Origin of the sequence: Pseudomonas sp. B28(2017) (genome assembly GCF_002113025.1) — a bacterium.
Lineage (GTDB): Bacteria > Pseudomonadota > Gammaproteobacteria > Pseudomonadales > Pseudomonadaceae > Aquipseudomonas.
On sequence record NZ_NEJH01000001.1, the window covers coordinates 854,029 to 868,627 of the forward strand.

The window sequence follows — 14,599 nt, forward strand, 5'->3', positions numbered from 1 at the left end:
GCCCAGGTTCAAAACTCTGAACAAGGCAAGGAGTTTGCGATGGCTGATTCAAGCAAGAAAATGGGCCTGATGGGGCTCACGACGCTGGTCACGGTCAACATGATGGGCTCGGGCATTATCATGTTGCCCACCAATATGGCGCAACTGGGCGCCGTCTCGCTGCTGTCATGGATCTTCACCGCGATCGGCTCGATGGCCATCGCCTACTGCTTTGCCCAGTGTGGGGTCTTCTGTCCGCGCTCCGGTGGCTTGTCCGCCTATACCGAAGAAGCCCACTCAAAGTCGGGTTTTTTCCTCTGCTCGTACCTGTACTTCCTGTCACTGGCCATCGCCAACGTGGCTGTGGCCATTTCGGCGGTGGGCTACATGACGGCCTTCGTGCCATGGCTGGGCACGGGAGCCATTCCGCTGTGCATCGGCACGATCGCGCTGATCTGGCTGACCACCTTCGCCAACTTCGGTGGCCCGGGCATCACCGGCAAGATCGGCGCATTCACGGTGTGGGGCGTGATCATCCCGGTAGCGGGCCTGAGCATCATCGGCTGGTTCTGGTTCAAGCCCGATGTGCTGGCCGCTGCCTGGAACCCGAACAGCCTGCCGATTTCCGAAGCCATCGCCAAAGCCATTCCCTTGACCCTGTGGGCCTTCCTGGGCATGGAATCGGCGGCCCAGGCCACCGATGCCGTGGAAGACCCCAAGCGCAACGTGCCGTTGGCCTGCCTGTTCGGCACCCTGGGCGCCGCCGTGGTCTATGTGCTGTCGACCACCGTCATCCAGGGCATCATTCCCAATGCTGACCTGGCCAAATCCACGGCGCCCTTCGCGCTGGTCTACGCCACGATATTCAGCCCGATGGTCGGCCATATCGTCATGGCCCTGGCGGTCATGGCCTGCGTCGGTTCGCTGCTGGGCTGGCAATTCACCCTGGCGCAAACGGCGAAGATGACGGCTGACCAGAACCTGTTCCTCAAGCTGTTCAGCAAGGTCAACTCGATGAATGCGCCCGTCGTCGGCATGATTGTCTGCGGCGTGCTGCAGACAATCATGGCCCTGTCGACCATCTCGCCCGACGCCGCCGCCCAGTTCAGCAAGCTGGTCAGCCTGGCAGCGGTCACCAACCTGATCCCCTATATCACTGCGCTCACGGGCCTGCTGGTGATCATGCACAAGGCCGGGGTCTCGTCGGCCATACACTCGCGTAACGTGGTGGTGTTGCTGATTGCAATGACGTATGCCTTGTACGCCCTGTATGCCTGCGGCAAGGACGCAGTGATGGGCGGTACCCTGGTGCTCGCTGTCGGCTACCTGCTCTATGGATTCCTCGCCAAACGCTTCACCGATGCGCCATCGGCCAATCAGGCCAGGGCCGGCAACCCTTAGGCGTGGCCATCAGGACTGCACAGACATCTGCATACGGGGAAACCGGACATGAACGTACCATTTGCCACAACCACCAGACTGTTGCTTGCCTTCACACTCTTGACGCTGCCGCTAGTGGCCGGCGCCAACACCCTTGAACGTGTGCGCAGCAGCCACACTTTTACCCTGGGCTACTTGCCTGACCTGGCCCCCTTCAGCAAGCAGGAAGGGGACAAGGCCAGCGGTTATGCCATCGACCTGTGCCTGAAAGTCGCGGACAAGCTCAAGAGCGAACTGGGTCTGCCCGACCTGCAAGTGCACTACCAATCTGTAAAGATTTCGGACGAGGTCAGTGCCGTGAGCCAGGGCAAGGTGGATATCCTCTGCACGCCGACTCCGCCCACCCTGGAACGGCGCAAGATGATCAGCTACTCCATACCGATCTACACCGCAGGCCTCTCGGTCGTGGTGCGCAACGATGCTGCCGAACCGTTGCTCAATGTGCTCAATGGCAAGGTCGCCAATACTGGCCCGACCTGGCGTGCCAGCATCAACAATGGTCTGGCCAATCATACCTACGCGACGCTCGAGGGCGGGGTGACCGAAGACTGGATTCGCGAGCAGATGCGCCTGCTCAACGTGATCGCTTCGCTGGTGACCGTGGCCAACATCGACGAGGGCATCAAGCTGGTCGCCGACGGCAAGGCCGACGCCTTCTTCTCCGAACGCATGCTGCTTCGCAACGAAATCGCGAAGGAAGGCGCGGCCAGGAACCTGATGATCCTGGACCGTATCTTCGAGTACTCGCCGGTGGCGATGATCGTGGATCGCAACGACGAAGACTTCCGCTTGCTGGTCGATACGGCCTTGAGTGAGGCCTATTACTCGGGCTTCGTGGAAAAAGCCTACGACCAGTATCTGGGTGGGACCAACGCGACCGTGAAGAAACTGTTCAGGGTGTATGCGTTGCCCTGATGGATTTTCTGTAGGAGCGGGCTAGCTCGCTCCTACAGGTGAGCAGCGTCAATTGGCGAAGACCATGGCGAAGTAGCCGAGGACCGTCAGCAGGATTCCCGAGACTGCAAAGGCTACGGGAAAACCGACCCACGGCACGTTGCTGCCAATCTCCGCCGCGGCCTCCAGGCACGGTCCGGAATGACTGCGGGCGCCGGCCATACCGCCCATCAATACCGCCGGATTGATTTTCATCAAGTGATAACCAACCACCCAGACGGCGAACGGCGGCAACATGCAGGCGACGAAGCCCACCAGGAATATCTGCACGGCGAGCGTACCCGTCAGTTGAGCGAGCAGGGTGGCGCCGGCATTGATCCCGACAATGGCAACGAACACCAGCAGGCCCATGTCCTCAAGGATGTTACGCGCAGCGTTTGGCGTATTACCGAAGAACCGCAGGCGCGAGGACAGTGACGAGACGATGATCCCCGATACCATCAGACCGCCAGCGCTACCCAGGCCGACAGAAGCGCCAAAGGCGGGGAACTGGATAAAACCGATCAGCAGCCCCAGGCTCATTCCGGCAAACAGCGTCAACAAATCGGTCAGGCTGCTGGGCCGGGCGATGACGCCGAACAACTCGCCCGCGCGTTGCACTGCGCTGGACAGGCCGGTGACGAAAAGCACGTCGCGGCGTTGCAACGTGGTCTCCGGCCCTGCGGGCAGTGGTACACCGCCGCGCTGGATGCGAGTCAGCTGAACCTGTCCGGCCAGGTCGAGTCCGCGGAACTCCCTGAGTTTCTTGCCGATGACGGCTTTCTCAGTCACCAGGATCTCCGCATGATCCAGTGTTACCGCGAGCGCCCTGGCGTGATCGACCTCCGGGCCGATCAGGCCGATGTTGGCGGTGAGGCCCGTACGTGTGCCTCCAAGGGTAATCACATCCCCCAACTGCAACCGGATATCAGGATCTGCCCCTATCGACTCATTGCCACGATGCACATTGACGACACGGTATTCAGGGAATCGGGTGAGCAACTCGCGGATGGTGAGGCCGGCAGTCGTGCGGTTATCCAGGCGATAGGCGCGCAACCCGAAGGCCTTGTCAGCAGTGAGGCCATCGTCCTCGAGATCATGCATCCCATGCTGTTCCTCATAACGACGGGCTGCCGCCTTTGCATCGACACCCCACCAGCGCGGCATGTATTTGCACATCAGTACGATGCCGACGGTGCCCCAGATGTAAGTAATGCCGTAGGACAGGGTTATCATCGCGGACACCCCCTCGACCGTGTCGCCCGGTGCGAGGCGGACGGCACCTGAGGCCACCGCCTGTTCGGCCGAGCCGATGGCGGAGGACATGGTCGTGGCCCCGGCGAGGATTCCGCCGGCCGCGCCTGTCGGCAAGTTCAAAAGACGAGTGCCCACTACCACCACGGCCAGACTGAACACACTGCAAATGACCGCCAGGAGGGTGAACTTCAGCCCATCATCTTTCAGGCTATTGAGGAATGAGGGACCGACGCGCAAGCCGACTCCATACATGAACAGGTAGTAGAAGAGGTTCATGGTGAACGTGTCGAGCTTGAGCGTGATGCCATAGAGGGACGCGGCAATGGCCACGCCACAGCCAACCACGATGGCGCCGCCGACCGTACCCAACCCATAACCCTTGATGGTGAAACGGCCAATCAGCACCGCCAGGCTCACCACCAGGAACAGCAGCATGTAGGGGTTGGCATTGAGAAACGCAAAGAGTGCCTGCACCGGTTGATTCCCCCTTTTTCGCTACGTTTATGCCTGATGTCCGGAAACCTCAGGCAGTAGCGTAGCGTGTGAATCCGGGGTGGTTGACCCGCAACGCCATTTTCAGGCAGCAGCGCTCACACTTGCGTCTTTCTCTTGCGACGTAACGTCATGCAGGGAAATCCTTGAAGTCTCCGGTAATGCCAGCCCGCCCGCCAGCGCGAGCAATGCAACAGCGATCAGGTAGAACGCCGGCGACAGATTGCTGCCGGTGGTGCTGATCAGCCATGTCGCCACCAGCGGAGCAGTGCCGCCGAAGATGGTATACGCCATGTTGTAAGTGATCGCCGAGGCGGTGTAGCGGGTACGGGTAGGGAAGGTTTCCGAGAGCAGTGCCGCCGTCACCACGCCACACAACACCGCGCCAATCGCCAGCAGCATGACGCCGACGATGGACGCTGCGAACGAGCCGGAACTGGCCATCAGGAACGATGGATACACGGCGACGATCAACAGCGCGCAAGCCGTCATCACCGTCATTCGACGCCCGACCCGGTCCGAATACAGCCCGGCCAACGGGCAGATCGCTGCAGCGAACAGCAATGCGATCAGTGACACCAGCAACGCCGTGGCGCGACTCAGGCCACCGGCGACTTGCAGGTAGGTCGCGAAATAGGTGGTGAACATATAAAACGACAGTGCTGTCAGTGACACAAAAGCGCCCAGGCAGCAGATAGCCGCACCATGGTTGCGCAAGGTTTCCTTGAGTGGGGAGTGTGCGACTGCGTGTTCCTGGGTCACTGCCTGGAATGCCGGTGTCTCATCGAGCTTCCAGCGCAAGTAAAGACCTACCAGGCCCAGAGGCGCGGCAATCAGGAACGGCAGACGCCATCCCCAACTGCCCATTGCCTCGGCCGACAGTGACGCCTCGAGTGCGTAGGCCACCACGGCTGCCGCGGCAAAGGCGGAAAATGTCGACACCGGAATGAAGCTGCCGTACCAGGCGCGTTTGTCACTCGGTGCGTGCTCCATCAGGTAGGCACAGGCACCGGCGTATTCTCCACCGGCGGAAAAGCCCTGGGCGCAGCGGATCAGGGACAGAAGAACCGGCGCCATGACTCCGATCGCCGCATAAGTGGGCAGCAAACCGATCAAGGTCGTCGCCCCGGCCATCAGCAGTATGGTTATCGCCAGGGTTCGCTTGCGGCCGATCCGGTCGCCGAGCATGCCGAAGAAAATCCCGCCAAGGGGCCGAAACGCAAAGGCCACGGCGAATACCGCAAAGGTCTTGAGCAGCGCGGCGCTGGCATCGCCACTGGGGAAAAATTGCTGGGCAATGGTCGTGGCCAAAAAGCCATAGACGGCGAAGTCGAACCACTCGACGAAATTGCCGATGCCGGCGGCCACAATCACTCTTCTCAGCGTTTGCGGGCTGACTTGTTCCATCGTTGCGTTCGTCATGCTTGACCTCGACAGTCCGTGAGTACGCTATCGATTATCGGGGCAGACACTGAGGTGACTCACTTCAAAAGTGTCATCCGCATAGTCAGCACCGACTTCATGCCGTTGAATCACGCATGATTCGCGCCAGATTGGCCGAGGGAGAGCAAAGGGCAATGTCCTATCGAATTTGCAAAGCACCGAGGGTATTGTCGGTCGCCGGGGCCCGTTCGATTTTTAAGGAATGAAAATGACTTTGACTGTTGAAAGCCTCGTCAGGATCGCAATGACCAACCCGGTAAACGCAGAAATTTCCGCTCGCTTGCCTGAACTCGGTTTGAGCCAATGCATGCTCACTGCCGGTTGTCTGTTCCAGGCCGTGTGGAATCATCAGTCTCAGCGACCGCCAGAGTGGGGCGTGAAAGACTACGATGTCTTTTACTTCGATGATGACCTGTCGTGGGAAGCCGAAAATGAGGTCATCCAATCAGGCCAGCGTCTGTTCCGGGACCTCGACGTGAACATTGAGATCAAGAATCAGGCTCGAGTTCACCTGTGGTACGGCCAGCGGTTTGGTGGGGATTATCCAAAGCTTGAGTCGGCCAGGGACGGGATTGATCGCTACCTGATTGCCGGCACCTGCATCGGTCTGGATGTTGAAACGGGCGAAGTCTATGCGCCCAACGGCCTGGCCGACACAGAGTACGGGCTGCTTCGTATCAATCCATGGCACCCCAAGCCAGTCCTGTTCGATCAGAAGGCGAAAAGTTATCAGGCTCGCTGGCCCTGGCTCAGGATCATGGAGCCGCAAAGTTGAATCGGTTAAATGTCTCAAGCTGATATCATTCAAGAATTACAGGCTGAGTAGCACAACATGAACCGTCAAAAGAAACTGAAGCAGCTGTTCAAGGAGAAGGCCAAAAAGGCCAGTGCCAAACTGGCACCGAAGAACAAGCCTAAATACATTTGTAAAGCCGACCGATTGAAGCTGACGGCTGAATCCAGTCACGACCCGGCCATTTCCTCTGAGAGCTGATCTTTGTAGCTCGCGCACCATTTGAAAACTCAAGCCCCTGGTTCTTTCGAGCCGGGGGCTTTGTCATGTATCGGTCATGCATCATCGATGCGTTGCATCACCGCAGACCTAGCGAATACCGCTACCCGCCATGGACTCTGGCACCCACTGCGCAGTCGACAGCGGCTCGATGTAGCGGATGCCACCATGGGGTCCGACCACGCCATTGATGTTATAGGTGCCACGCGACAGGTCGTAGGTCATGAACGGGGTGGCATCCGGGACTTGCTGGTCATAGCTCTGGCTGAAGAACGCGAAGGAGCCACGATACAACTGGCCACTGGTGTCGTACTGATCGGAGGCCACCGCGGCCCAGGTATCTTCATCCAGGTAAAAGCGGCGCTTCTGGTAGATGTGCGTAGCACCTGGCTTGAGGTTGCCCTCCACGACGTAGACCCGGTGTTTTTCCCAGCGTACGAAATCCGGGGCAATGAAATTGGGGGTGGTCAGCGATTTGGCGTTGCGTGCGTAAGTGAGTTTGTAGGTGTTGTAAGGCACGATCATTTCCTGCTTGCCGACCAGCGTCCAGTCATACAGCTCGAGTGCACGGGCAGTACCGGGGTTGGGTGTGTCGTAGGCCAGGATCGAAATCTGTTTGACGCGGCGCTGGGCAGGCATGTACTGCCAGGCGCGGCCAGGAAACTCTGTGGCATTGGTGGCGTTCTTGAGCATGATCGACTCGCCAGCCCGGCGCGCAGGCCCGGTGTAGGACAGTCTCAACTGATAATAAATGTCCGAGCTGCTGAACGGCTTCGACAGGTTCTCGTAAATCGGGAAGGACACGTATGCCTCGCCGGTGACAGCCAGGCTCGGTACGCCCGCCGTGTCGACGCTCCAGGAGTCGTACTTGGAATGGATGTTGACACCCTGATAGCGCAGCAGGAAGTTCCACATCGCTTCGGCGCCTGATTGCGGGATCGGGAATGGCACCCCGGGCATCACATTGTCGATGGCGATCCCGCCATTGATGGACCTGGCGTTGGTGGCATTCCTGCGGCTGTTGTCCAGTATCGCCTGTGGTAGCGATGCGGTGCGGTGGGTCGGATACACGTCGATGCGAAAACCTGGGTAGCGCCTGGCCAGCGCTACGGTGGTGGCGGTCAGCAGGCCTTTGTATGAATCGACGTTCTTGCCATTGATCACCAGCAACGGTTTTTCGTCCGCAAAGGGGTCCGGACGCATGCTGTCGCCGGTCTTGAAACTGGAAGGGGCCGTGGTCAGGCCACCGTTGTAGGGCGGAATGGAGCCATCGGCATTGCCGGCCTTTTCGGCACCCACCCACGTCAGGCTGGTGCCCAGTCGCGCGGCTTCATGACTCGAGACATAGGCATGAGCATCGATGGCCAGCGCCATCAGGGGTAGGCCAGCCAGAAGACTTTTCACGATTTTCATATTGTTATTCTCCTGCCTGGCGTACCAGGCAACTCGTGACTCAGGCGCCGCGATGACATCCGTCGGCTCAATCGCCAGAGGCTTTTTCAGAATCTCCATTAAAAAGCCCGCGATTCGGGGGCGCTTTTCATTTGACGACAGTCCCTTGGCTATTCATGACAGCCCCGGACGCTTGTCGAGGGTGTCGAGGATGAAGCAACGCTGGGCCTGCTGCGCGAAATGGGGGCAGGGCAGGCCCAGGGGTACCATTTCGCCAGGCCGATGGCGTTGAAAGCGCTGTTGGCGAGTTCACCGCTCGATCGTCAGGATTGTTGATGTTTCGAGGCAGAGGCATTGACGCGATGCCATGGAATGAACAACGCTCGGAAAAAATCTGGAGCGCCCAATGCCGCCCATCACCGCGCGCCTGCTGGCGTTGTCTGTTCTTTGCCTGGCACTTGAAGTGCCGGCCCAGAGCAACGGCTGCCCGGCCGGCGAAAAACAGGTGTGTCTGGACGGCTGCGTCTGCCTGCCAGACCTGGTGCCTGATGATGTCTACCAGATCGCGGCACCTGCCCTGGCCCTGTGGCTGACCCAGGCCCGTGCCGAAGCCGCCAGCACCGGCCTCCAACCCATTCCGGCGCATATCCGCGAACATCTACTGCGCTGGTACGACCCCGCCGTCCTCGATAGCGCGCGCTACAAAATCAGCGACAACGGCCAGTTCAGCGCCGCCACTGCCATGCTGCAAAACCCTGATGTCGGTGCCGTGACGCTGATCGATATCATCCTCTTCCGGGACGCTCGATCCGCTGAACAGGACATCGCGCTCTGGGCTCACGAACTGAAACATGTGCAGCAGTATCAGGAGTGGGGGGTGCAGGGTTTCGCCCAGCGCTATACCCAGGATTTCAATGCCGTGGAGGCGCCGGCTTACGCCATGCAGGCTGAGGTCAGGCGGTCGTTGCGCAAAGAGAGTTACTGAAGTGACTTCGCCGCCATTGCTGCCTGCTTCAGAACAGGCAGCCCGGAGCCGCGGTCCGGAAAAAAACCGCGGCGACCGATCGATCAGGCGGTGGGGAGCAGGCCTTTCTGTTTGGCGACATGAGTCGCCAGTGCGTCCATCAAGTCCGGGGACAGGCAGTCATAGGGTTCCAGGCCGATCGAACGCAGGCGCTCACGAATTGCCTTCATTTGCGCTGGCGGTGTGCCGGTTTCGATGATGGAGGACACGAACGCCGCGAATCCCGGCGCAGCCCATCCGCTCTGTGGCGAAAGCTCGGTGTGGACGAAGTCCAGGCCATAAAACGCATGGTTCTTGTTCTCGATGCGCCCAAAGAGATGGGCGTGACACTGCTTGCAGGCGTGGCGCTGGATGGTGGCGCTTTCGTCGACAATCGCCAGTTTTTCGCCGTGGGCAATGACGCTGACCTTATCCCGAGGCACTACGGCGATGACGGCGAATATCGCGTTTTTCGGTTTCCAGCATTTGCTGCAACCGCATGCGTGGTTATGCAGGGTTTGTGCGTCGATTCTGACCTCGACCTTGTCGGTCGCACACAGGCATTGCAGGGTGCCACCTGTGAAATTCGCGGCGGCGGGCTGGATTCCATTGTCCAGTGCAGGGTGAAGTTGCAGGGTGCTCATGCTGGCTTCTCCGTTTCAGGGTGTCAGACAAAAATGCCTGGGGCTGTGCCCCGGACCGGTAGTTCATCGACTTTCGAAAAGGACACAATGCATAGACGGGTGACCTCCTTCGGTGCGTCCGGTCGGTTGTCAATGCTCATGGGCATGTGAATGGATCGTCAGGGCACCCGGTACCTTGGTGCGTTCGAGCCCTCCGCGTTCAAGCCACCGCAGGGTCTGTGTATAGGCGCGCTGCAACAAAGACTCGGTCTGGTCAAAGTTGAACACAGAGACATCCACGGGGCACAAGGGCGGGACGATGTGCAGGCTGGTGAGCGTGCGGAAGTGTTCGATGTCGCTCACCAGTTGGCGCATGCTCATCAGATTGACGGTGTGCAGGGCCAGGGCGACCAGGCCCCGGGGCGGTTGTGTCAGGGCGCAACTCACGCCGGTGGGGATGACCACGACGTTGGTGGCACCCAAGGCTACGGCCGTCGAAATAGGTGTGTTGCTTGCCACGCCGCCGTCAACCAGGAACCGGTCGGCGATTTGTACGCAGGGGAACACCAGCGGGATGGCAGCGCTGGCCAGTAACGCCTGTTCGAGTTCGCCACTGGACAGAACGGTCTCGGCACCACTGAGCAGGTCGGTGGTGACGATGTGCAGGGGCAGCACCGCCTCCTCGATGCGATGAATGGGCAGTGCCTGACCCAGCAATCGGTTCAAGGCCGCCGGCTGCAACAGAAAGCCACGCCGTTTGATCAGTCCTCTACAGGTATCGAGCCAGGAGAGGGGAAAGATGTCAGCTTTACTCAGCCCGCGCCAGAATCCGGCGAGTGCCTCGACGCCATCGGAATCGGGCCTTGCGGCAAAATAGGCACCGTTGATAGCACCTACCGAAGCGCCAACCACCATGTCGAATCGAACATGGGCCTCGACCAGGGCCCGCAACATGCCCACCTGCACCGCACCCAGGCTGCCGCCACCAGCGAATACGACTGCGGTACTGGTCGCCATGGTCGAAGTCTCGGCGCAGAAATGTATCGAGTGAGTGTAGCTGACGGATAACGGTTACTTGCGGGTGCTCGCCGCTGAGGTGGTTCTCAACGCTTGCTAAAGGCCAGCCGCGCTGCGAACAGCACAAAGACCAGGCCGGTTGTGCGATCCATCCAGGTGATGACCTTCTCACGCCGCAGAACGCCGGCAAGCTGTTGAGTTGCGCCAATCAACGTCGACGACCACAACAGACCGAGCACCACGTGAATGCTGACCAGACCGAATGTCCAGGCAATCAGGTTGTGCCCTTGGGGAACAAACTGCGGGAGAAAGGAGACGTAGAAAATCCCGATCTTGGGATTGAGGACGTTGCCCATCATGCCCTTCAGGAACCAGTTTGCATTCGGCTTTGCGTCCGCTTCGACGGGCGATAATGAGTTGCGTGGACGCAGCAACATGTTCAATCCGAGCCACGCCAGGTAAGCGGCGCCGCAGTACTTCAACAGGCTGTACGCCAGCTCCGATACGGCAATCAGAGCACCCAGGCCAAAGGCGATGGCAGCGCCCCACAACAAGCAGCCGGCATTGATACCCAGGGCAGCGCGAAACGCCTGCTGTTTGCCTTCCACCGTTGCAGTTCGCAAGACCAGAGCGGTATCGAGGCCCGGTGTCAGCGTCAGCAGGGTGGCGGCAAAGGTAAAAGCAAGGAGGTTGTCTGCGATGGACATCGGCGTATGACTTCAAAGTGATGAAGCGCGAACGTTAGCACATGGCTGATAGGCTTCAGATTTCGTTGAGTGCTCGAAATGCCGCTCCAGCTCCAGCCAGTAACAGGTTGCGTTGACGCGCGGTGACGCAAGCCGAAGGAGAAAACCAGGGGCCGATGCAGTAACCCAGGGCGATCACCCCCGATCCAGGGCAGAACAGGGTGGGAGGTTCGCAACCTGCTACCTCCATAATTGGGGAATTTCACCCACCCAACCGGGCGTTTACCACCTGATTTGAGGAATATTCCCCGCCTCACCCATTCTCTCGCTCGAAACATCCTGTTAATTGATTTGAGCTTTTTCTTCGCCCGATTGAAATGGCTCATTAGTTGCAGCCCCCAGGTACCCGCAACAACTTTCGTCCCGCACATCATGGAGACAACGGGGCTTGCCAGGTTCGGCATGACGCGAGGGGTGAAAAATGAAAAACGCGACACCACCAAACAGCTCCATCGCTTCCAATGAGGAGCTTCTTATGAGTTCCATGATCAGGATCGGCATCGTTGATGATCACCCGCTGTTAAGGGATGGGGTCACAATGGCGCTGAAGAAAATAGCTGACTTTCAGGTGGTCGAGCAGGGTGGGTCTGCCGATGAGGCCCTGGAAATTGCCGCTCGTTTTGCTCCGAATGTGTTGCTGATGGATGTAAACATGCCGGGCGACAGCTTTGCTGCCGTGCGAGCGATCTCGGCTTCTTCGCCGGCAGTCAAGGTTTTGATGCTGACGGTATCCGAGTCCATCGAGGACGCCTATTCCGCCCTCGAAGCGGGCGCGCAGGGGTATGCGTTGAAAGGCATAAGCGGCCGTGAGCTTGTACAGATCATCAGAAATGTCGCTGCTGGTGAAACCTTCATAACACCCAGGCTTGCCAGCAAGCTGTTGAGCAATTTCAGAAAGCACGCGGATGACAAGCAAAAGGTCGAGCTGACCCATCGCGAAGAACAGGTTATCCGGGAAGTATCGAAAGGCCTGACCAACCGCGAGGTTGCTATCAAGCTCGAGCTCTGCGAGAAGACCATCAAGCACTATATGACAAATGTCATGTACAAGCTGCGCGTTCGTAACAGGACGCAGGCAGTCGCTGCAGTGAGACGGCATTGGGAGAGTGACCATATACCTGGCTTGTGTGGCGCTCTTCAACGCCGCGACTTGAATGACAACGGTTAGCCAGATAACGAGTCATAAGCGCTTGCGGTGACTTGAGTGCAACGATCATCTTGGCACGGGTGATCAGATCCTGAATTGCGCCCTGGCTTTGGTTCCGGCATGGGGCGCCGATTCAATGGTGAAAATTCCGCCGAGGGATTCGACGCGATAGCGCATGCCGACAATGCCCAGATGACTTCTGCCTCGCCCCGGCACACTCGGTTTCTCGGTTGGAATACCCGATCCCGCATCCTCGACTTGCACTTGCAGCAGGCCTTCGGAGTGCGAGGCGCTGAGTGTTTGGCCTTTTCCTCCGGCGTGGATATAAGCATTGTTCAATGCTTCCTGAGCGAAGCGGTAAATACAGATTTTATGTGCTATCGGTACGTCGTCTGGAAGCCTATCAAGCTGCAGGTCGACTCGCGTCTCCGTTCGCTCTTCGTGCCGCTGAACAAGCAATACCAGCGCATCGTGCAGAGTCAGGTCATTGACTTCGGGAACCGCCAGACCAAGTGATATTTCCCGCACTTCGTTTAAAGCATCCTCGCCGGCACGTCTGATCATTTCGAGGGCTTCCCCATCCGAGGTGCCTGCCGAATCTTCGAGCTCTTCAAGGCGAAGGAGAATAAGTGACAACAGCTGAGCAGGACCATCATGAAGATCTGCCCCGATCCGGCGAAGGGTGAGTTCATTGATTCTGGAGAATTCGCGATTGGCGGTAGTGACCTTGTGCTGAAGGGCGGCATTATTGGAGTGCAACCTGGCTTGCTCCTCCATTCGCCATTCAAGTGCTGCTTCCTGCCGCTTTATTATCTTGTCGCCACGTCGAACGATAAAAAACAAAAGCAAAATCATCGCCATCGTTGCTGTACCAACAACCGCCCATACTTTCTTGCGAACGTTATTGATTTCGCGCTGTAACGCTTCCGCAGTTTCGTAGAACTCACCCACCGCAACAATCTTTCCACTACCCGCTTCGCGCAGTGGAGCAAAAATTTCATAGAACGGAATGTTCAGGCTTCGCTCAAAGGCATCCTCGGTATCATCCTCAAGATCTTCGTTCAGTTCCGTATAGATCTTGCCTGCCAGCGCCTGTGAGATCTCCTCTGTCGGAAAATTTTTCTTGAACGTGGATTTGTCGGTGCTGTAGACAATCGTGCCGTCCGGGAGCCAGATTTTCACCGAGACAACATGTGTACTGAACGAGGTGCTGGACAGCAGGTTATCAATAGTCTGAATAGTTTCATCGGGGAGTTCCCTGGCAGTGGTCAATCCCTGGACGAAAGGTTCGAGAAAGTTCTCCATATAACGCGCGCCCGTCTCTGCCGCCGTTTGAACCGTTGCATCTTCGATACTCTGGCTGACGAGGTTTCCAACGAACGTCATGGTCAAACCCAGAATGATTGTGGCGCAGATCACGAACTGGGTTGAGCGGCTTAAATGGCGCAATTTCGCAAGGGTGCCCAGTCTCCCGGGCACTCCTCCACCGGACGTTTGGTCAACGCCTGATTCGACCAAGGTCTGATCCGATTCATTGACCAAGGTCTCAGAATTTGGTTGGGCTTTCGTCTCTGTACACATCCGGGTAGCACCTCAATACTCATTTTCAATGGAGAGTAAAGCTGGCGTTCGAGGATGAAGGCGGGAGGCGCGATGAATAACTTAAAAAGATTCTCGATCATTCTGGATAACCGCTATTTCCGGCAACAACTGCCGGGGGTTATTACCCATGGTGTGGTCGGCCATTCGCGCCTTGTACTGTCACCTCATGGCCATACAGACCAGGATGGACACGGCTGCACGCTTGGCATTCAAGTCAAACCCGGTTCACCACCAGGCGCGTGGAACCAGTCTCCATTAGATACTAGTCAATTCGTGGTCGATGCCAGTTTTCTCATGGATAAAAGGCTTGTTGACGAAGCCGCATGGACGCAGAACCGTGCCATCACCCCTCAGGAAGTCCCGGACTATGGCGATCTTCGCCAGCATATTCCGGCCAATGACTCCGGTCGCTGGATGTGTGGCATCTGTGCCAAGCCCACTATGCCTGAGAGAGCTCCATGGACAAATGCATAGAGCCCCGATACGTGACGGGGCGTTTAGCAAGTTGCACCT

At 58.2% G+C, this 14,599-nt stretch carries 14 protein-coding genes; 7 read left to right on the plus strand and 7 right to left on the minus strand.

What is annotated here, in order from left to right:
* Positions 1–39 precede the first annotated feature (39 nt).
* Together potE and CAF65_RS03930 are read left to right on the plus strand one after the other, a co-directional pair.
* Positions 40–1,380, plus strand: coding sequence for a putrescine-ornithine antiporter (potE, locus tag CAF65_RS03925; protein WP_085715101.1), 1,341 nt, complete (start codon positions 40–42; stop codon positions 1,378–1,380).
* Positions 1,381–1,428: 48 nt separating this feature from the next.
* The gene (locus CAF65_RS03930; RefSeq protein ID WP_085715102.1) at positions 1,429–2,334 is read left to right on the plus strand and encodes an amino acid ABC transporter substrate-binding protein; all 906 of its coding nucleotides are present in this window, start codon (positions 1,429–1,431) and stop codon (positions 2,332–2,334) included.
* Positions 2,335–2,382: 48 nt separating this feature from the next.
* On the opposite strand, the gene CAF65_RS03935 is transcribed toward CAF65_RS03930, so the two are convergent.
* The gene (locus tag CAF65_RS03935; protein ID WP_085715103.1) at positions 2,383–4,083 is read right to left on the minus strand and encodes an aspartate:alanine exchanger family transporter; all 1,701 of its coding nucleotides are present in this window, start codon (positions 4,081–4,083) and stop codon (positions 2,383–2,385) included.
* Positions 4,084–4,185: 102 nt separating this feature from the next.
* Complete coding sequence (locus CAF65_RS03940; protein WP_085715104.1) at positions 4,186–5,523, minus strand: MFS transporter; 1,338 nt, start codon at positions 5,521–5,523, stop codon at positions 4,186–4,188.
* A 229-nt stretch (positions 5,524–5,752) separates the two neighbouring features.
* Between CAF65_RS03940 and CAF65_RS03945 the strand changes: the two genes are divergently transcribed.
* Both CAF65_RS03945 and CAF65_RS03950 read left to right on the plus strand, forming a co-directional pair.
* Entirely contained in the window at positions 5,753–6,319 is a 567-nt protein-coding gene (locus CAF65_RS03945; protein ID WP_085715105.1) for a nucleotidyltransferase family protein, read from the plus strand.
* 57 nt (positions 6,320–6,376) lie between these two features.
* Entirely contained in the window at positions 6,377–6,538 is a 162-nt protein-coding gene (locus CAF65_RS03950; protein WP_085715106.1) for a DUF2986 domain-containing protein, read from the plus strand.
* 108 nt (positions 6,539–6,646) lie between these two features.
* Here the strand turns inward: CAF65_RS03950 and CAF65_RS03955 are convergent, their stop codons facing one another.
* Entirely contained in the window at positions 6,647–7,969 is a 1,323-nt protein-coding gene (locus CAF65_RS03955) for a DUF1329 domain-containing protein (RefSeq protein ID WP_085715107.1), read from the minus strand.
* Between the two features lie 385 nt (positions 7,970–8,354).
* Between CAF65_RS03955 and CAF65_RS03960 the strand changes: the two genes are divergently transcribed.
* A complete protein-coding gene (locus CAF65_RS03960) occupies positions 8,355–8,933 on the plus strand; it encodes a DUF4157 domain-containing protein (RefSeq protein ID WP_085715108.1) in 579 nt (192 codons plus the stop codon).
* An 83-nt stretch (positions 8,934–9,016) separates the two neighbouring features.
* On the opposite strand, the gene gfa is transcribed toward CAF65_RS03960, so the two are convergent.
* The 3 genes from gfa to CAF65_RS03975 all read right to left on the minus strand — a co-directional run bounded on the left by gfa (position 9,017) and on the right by CAF65_RS03975 (position 11,298).
* A complete protein-coding gene (gene gfa / locus CAF65_RS03965) occupies positions 9,017–9,595 on the minus strand; it encodes an S-(hydroxymethyl)glutathione synthase (RefSeq protein ID WP_085715109.1) in 579 nt (192 codons plus the stop codon).
* A 129-nt stretch (positions 9,596–9,724) separates the two neighbouring features.
* Positions 9,725–10,591: a patatin-like phospholipase family protein gene (locus CAF65_RS03970; RefSeq protein ID WP_085715110.1), complete on the minus strand. Its 867-nt coding sequence runs from the start codon at positions 10,589–10,591 to the stop codon at positions 9,725–9,727.
* An 86-nt stretch (positions 10,592–10,677) separates the two neighbouring features.
* A complete protein-coding gene (locus tag CAF65_RS03975; protein ID WP_085715111.1) occupies positions 10,678–11,298 on the minus strand; it encodes a LysE family translocator in 621 nt (206 codons plus the stop codon).
* A 514-nt stretch (positions 11,299–11,812) separates the two neighbouring features.
* Here CAF65_RS03975 and CAF65_RS03980 point away from each other — a divergent pair.
* Positions 11,813–12,505, plus strand: a complete 693-nt coding sequence (locus tag CAF65_RS03980; protein ID WP_085715112.1) for a response regulator transcription factor — start codon at positions 11,813–11,815, stop codon at positions 12,503–12,505.
* 63 nt (positions 12,506–12,568) lie between these two features.
* Here CAF65_RS03980 and CAF65_RS03985 read toward each other — a convergent pair whose 3' ends face one another.
* The gene (locus CAF65_RS03985; RefSeq protein ID WP_085715113.1) at positions 12,569–14,065 is read right to left on the minus strand and encodes a sensor histidine kinase; all 1,497 of its coding nucleotides are present in this window, start codon (positions 14,063–14,065) and stop codon (positions 12,569–12,571) included.
* Between the two features lie 72 nt (positions 14,066–14,137).
* Between CAF65_RS03985 and CAF65_RS03990 the strand changes: the two genes are divergently transcribed.
* Positions 14,138–14,560, plus strand: a complete 423-nt coding sequence (locus CAF65_RS03990; protein WP_085715248.1) for a hypothetical protein — start codon at positions 14,138–14,140, stop codon at positions 14,558–14,560.
* Positions 14,561–14,599: the final 39 nt, after the last annotated feature.

Coding starts and splice junctions, on each gene's coding strand:
- CAF65_RS03980 (WP_085715112.1), top strand. CDS start 11,813: ATGAGTTCCATGATCAGGATCGGCATCGTTGATGATCACCCGCTGTTA.
- CAF65_RS03970 (WP_085715110.1), bottom strand. CDS start 10,591: ATGGCGACCAGTACCGCAGTCGTATTCGCTGGTGGCGGCAGCCTGGGT.
- CAF65_RS03960 (WP_085715108.1), top strand. CDS start 8,355: ATGCCGCCCATCACCGCGCGCCTGCTGGCGTTGTCTGTTCTTTGCCTG.
- CAF65_RS03940 (WP_085715104.1), bottom strand. CDS start 5,523: ATGACGAACGCAACGATGGAACAAGTCAGCCCGCAAACGCTGAGAAGA.
- CAF65_RS03990 (WP_085715248.1), top strand. CDS start 14,138: ATGAATAACTTAAAAAGATTCTCGATCATTCTGGATAACCGCTATTTC.
- potE (WP_085715101.1), top strand. CDS start 40: ATGGCTGATTCAAGCAAGAAAATGGGCCTGATGGGGCTCACGACGCTG.
- CAF65_RS03955 (WP_085715107.1), bottom strand. CDS start 7,969: ATGAAAATCGTGAAAAGTCTTCTGGCTGGCCTACCCCTGATGGCGCTG.
- CAF65_RS03930 (WP_085715102.1), top strand. CDS start 1,429: ATGAACGTACCATTTGCCACAACCACCAGACTGTTGCTTGCCTTCACA.
- CAF65_RS03975 (WP_085715111.1), bottom strand. CDS start 11,298: ATGTCCATCGCAGACAACCTCCTTGCTTTTACCTTTGCCGCCACCCTG.
- gfa (WP_085715109.1), bottom strand. CDS start 9,595: ATGAGCACCCTGCAACTTCACCCTGCACTGGACAATGGAATCCAGCCC.
- CAF65_RS03985 (WP_085715113.1), bottom strand. CDS start 14,065: ATGTGTACAGAGACGAAAGCCCAACCAAATTCTGAGACCTTGGTCAAT.
- CAF65_RS03950 (WP_085715106.1), top strand. CDS start 6,377: ATGAACCGTCAAAAGAAACTGAAGCAGCTGTTCAAGGAGAAGGCCAAA.
- CAF65_RS03945 (WP_085715105.1), top strand. CDS start 5,753: ATGACTTTGACTGTTGAAAGCCTCGTCAGGATCGCAATGACCAACCCG.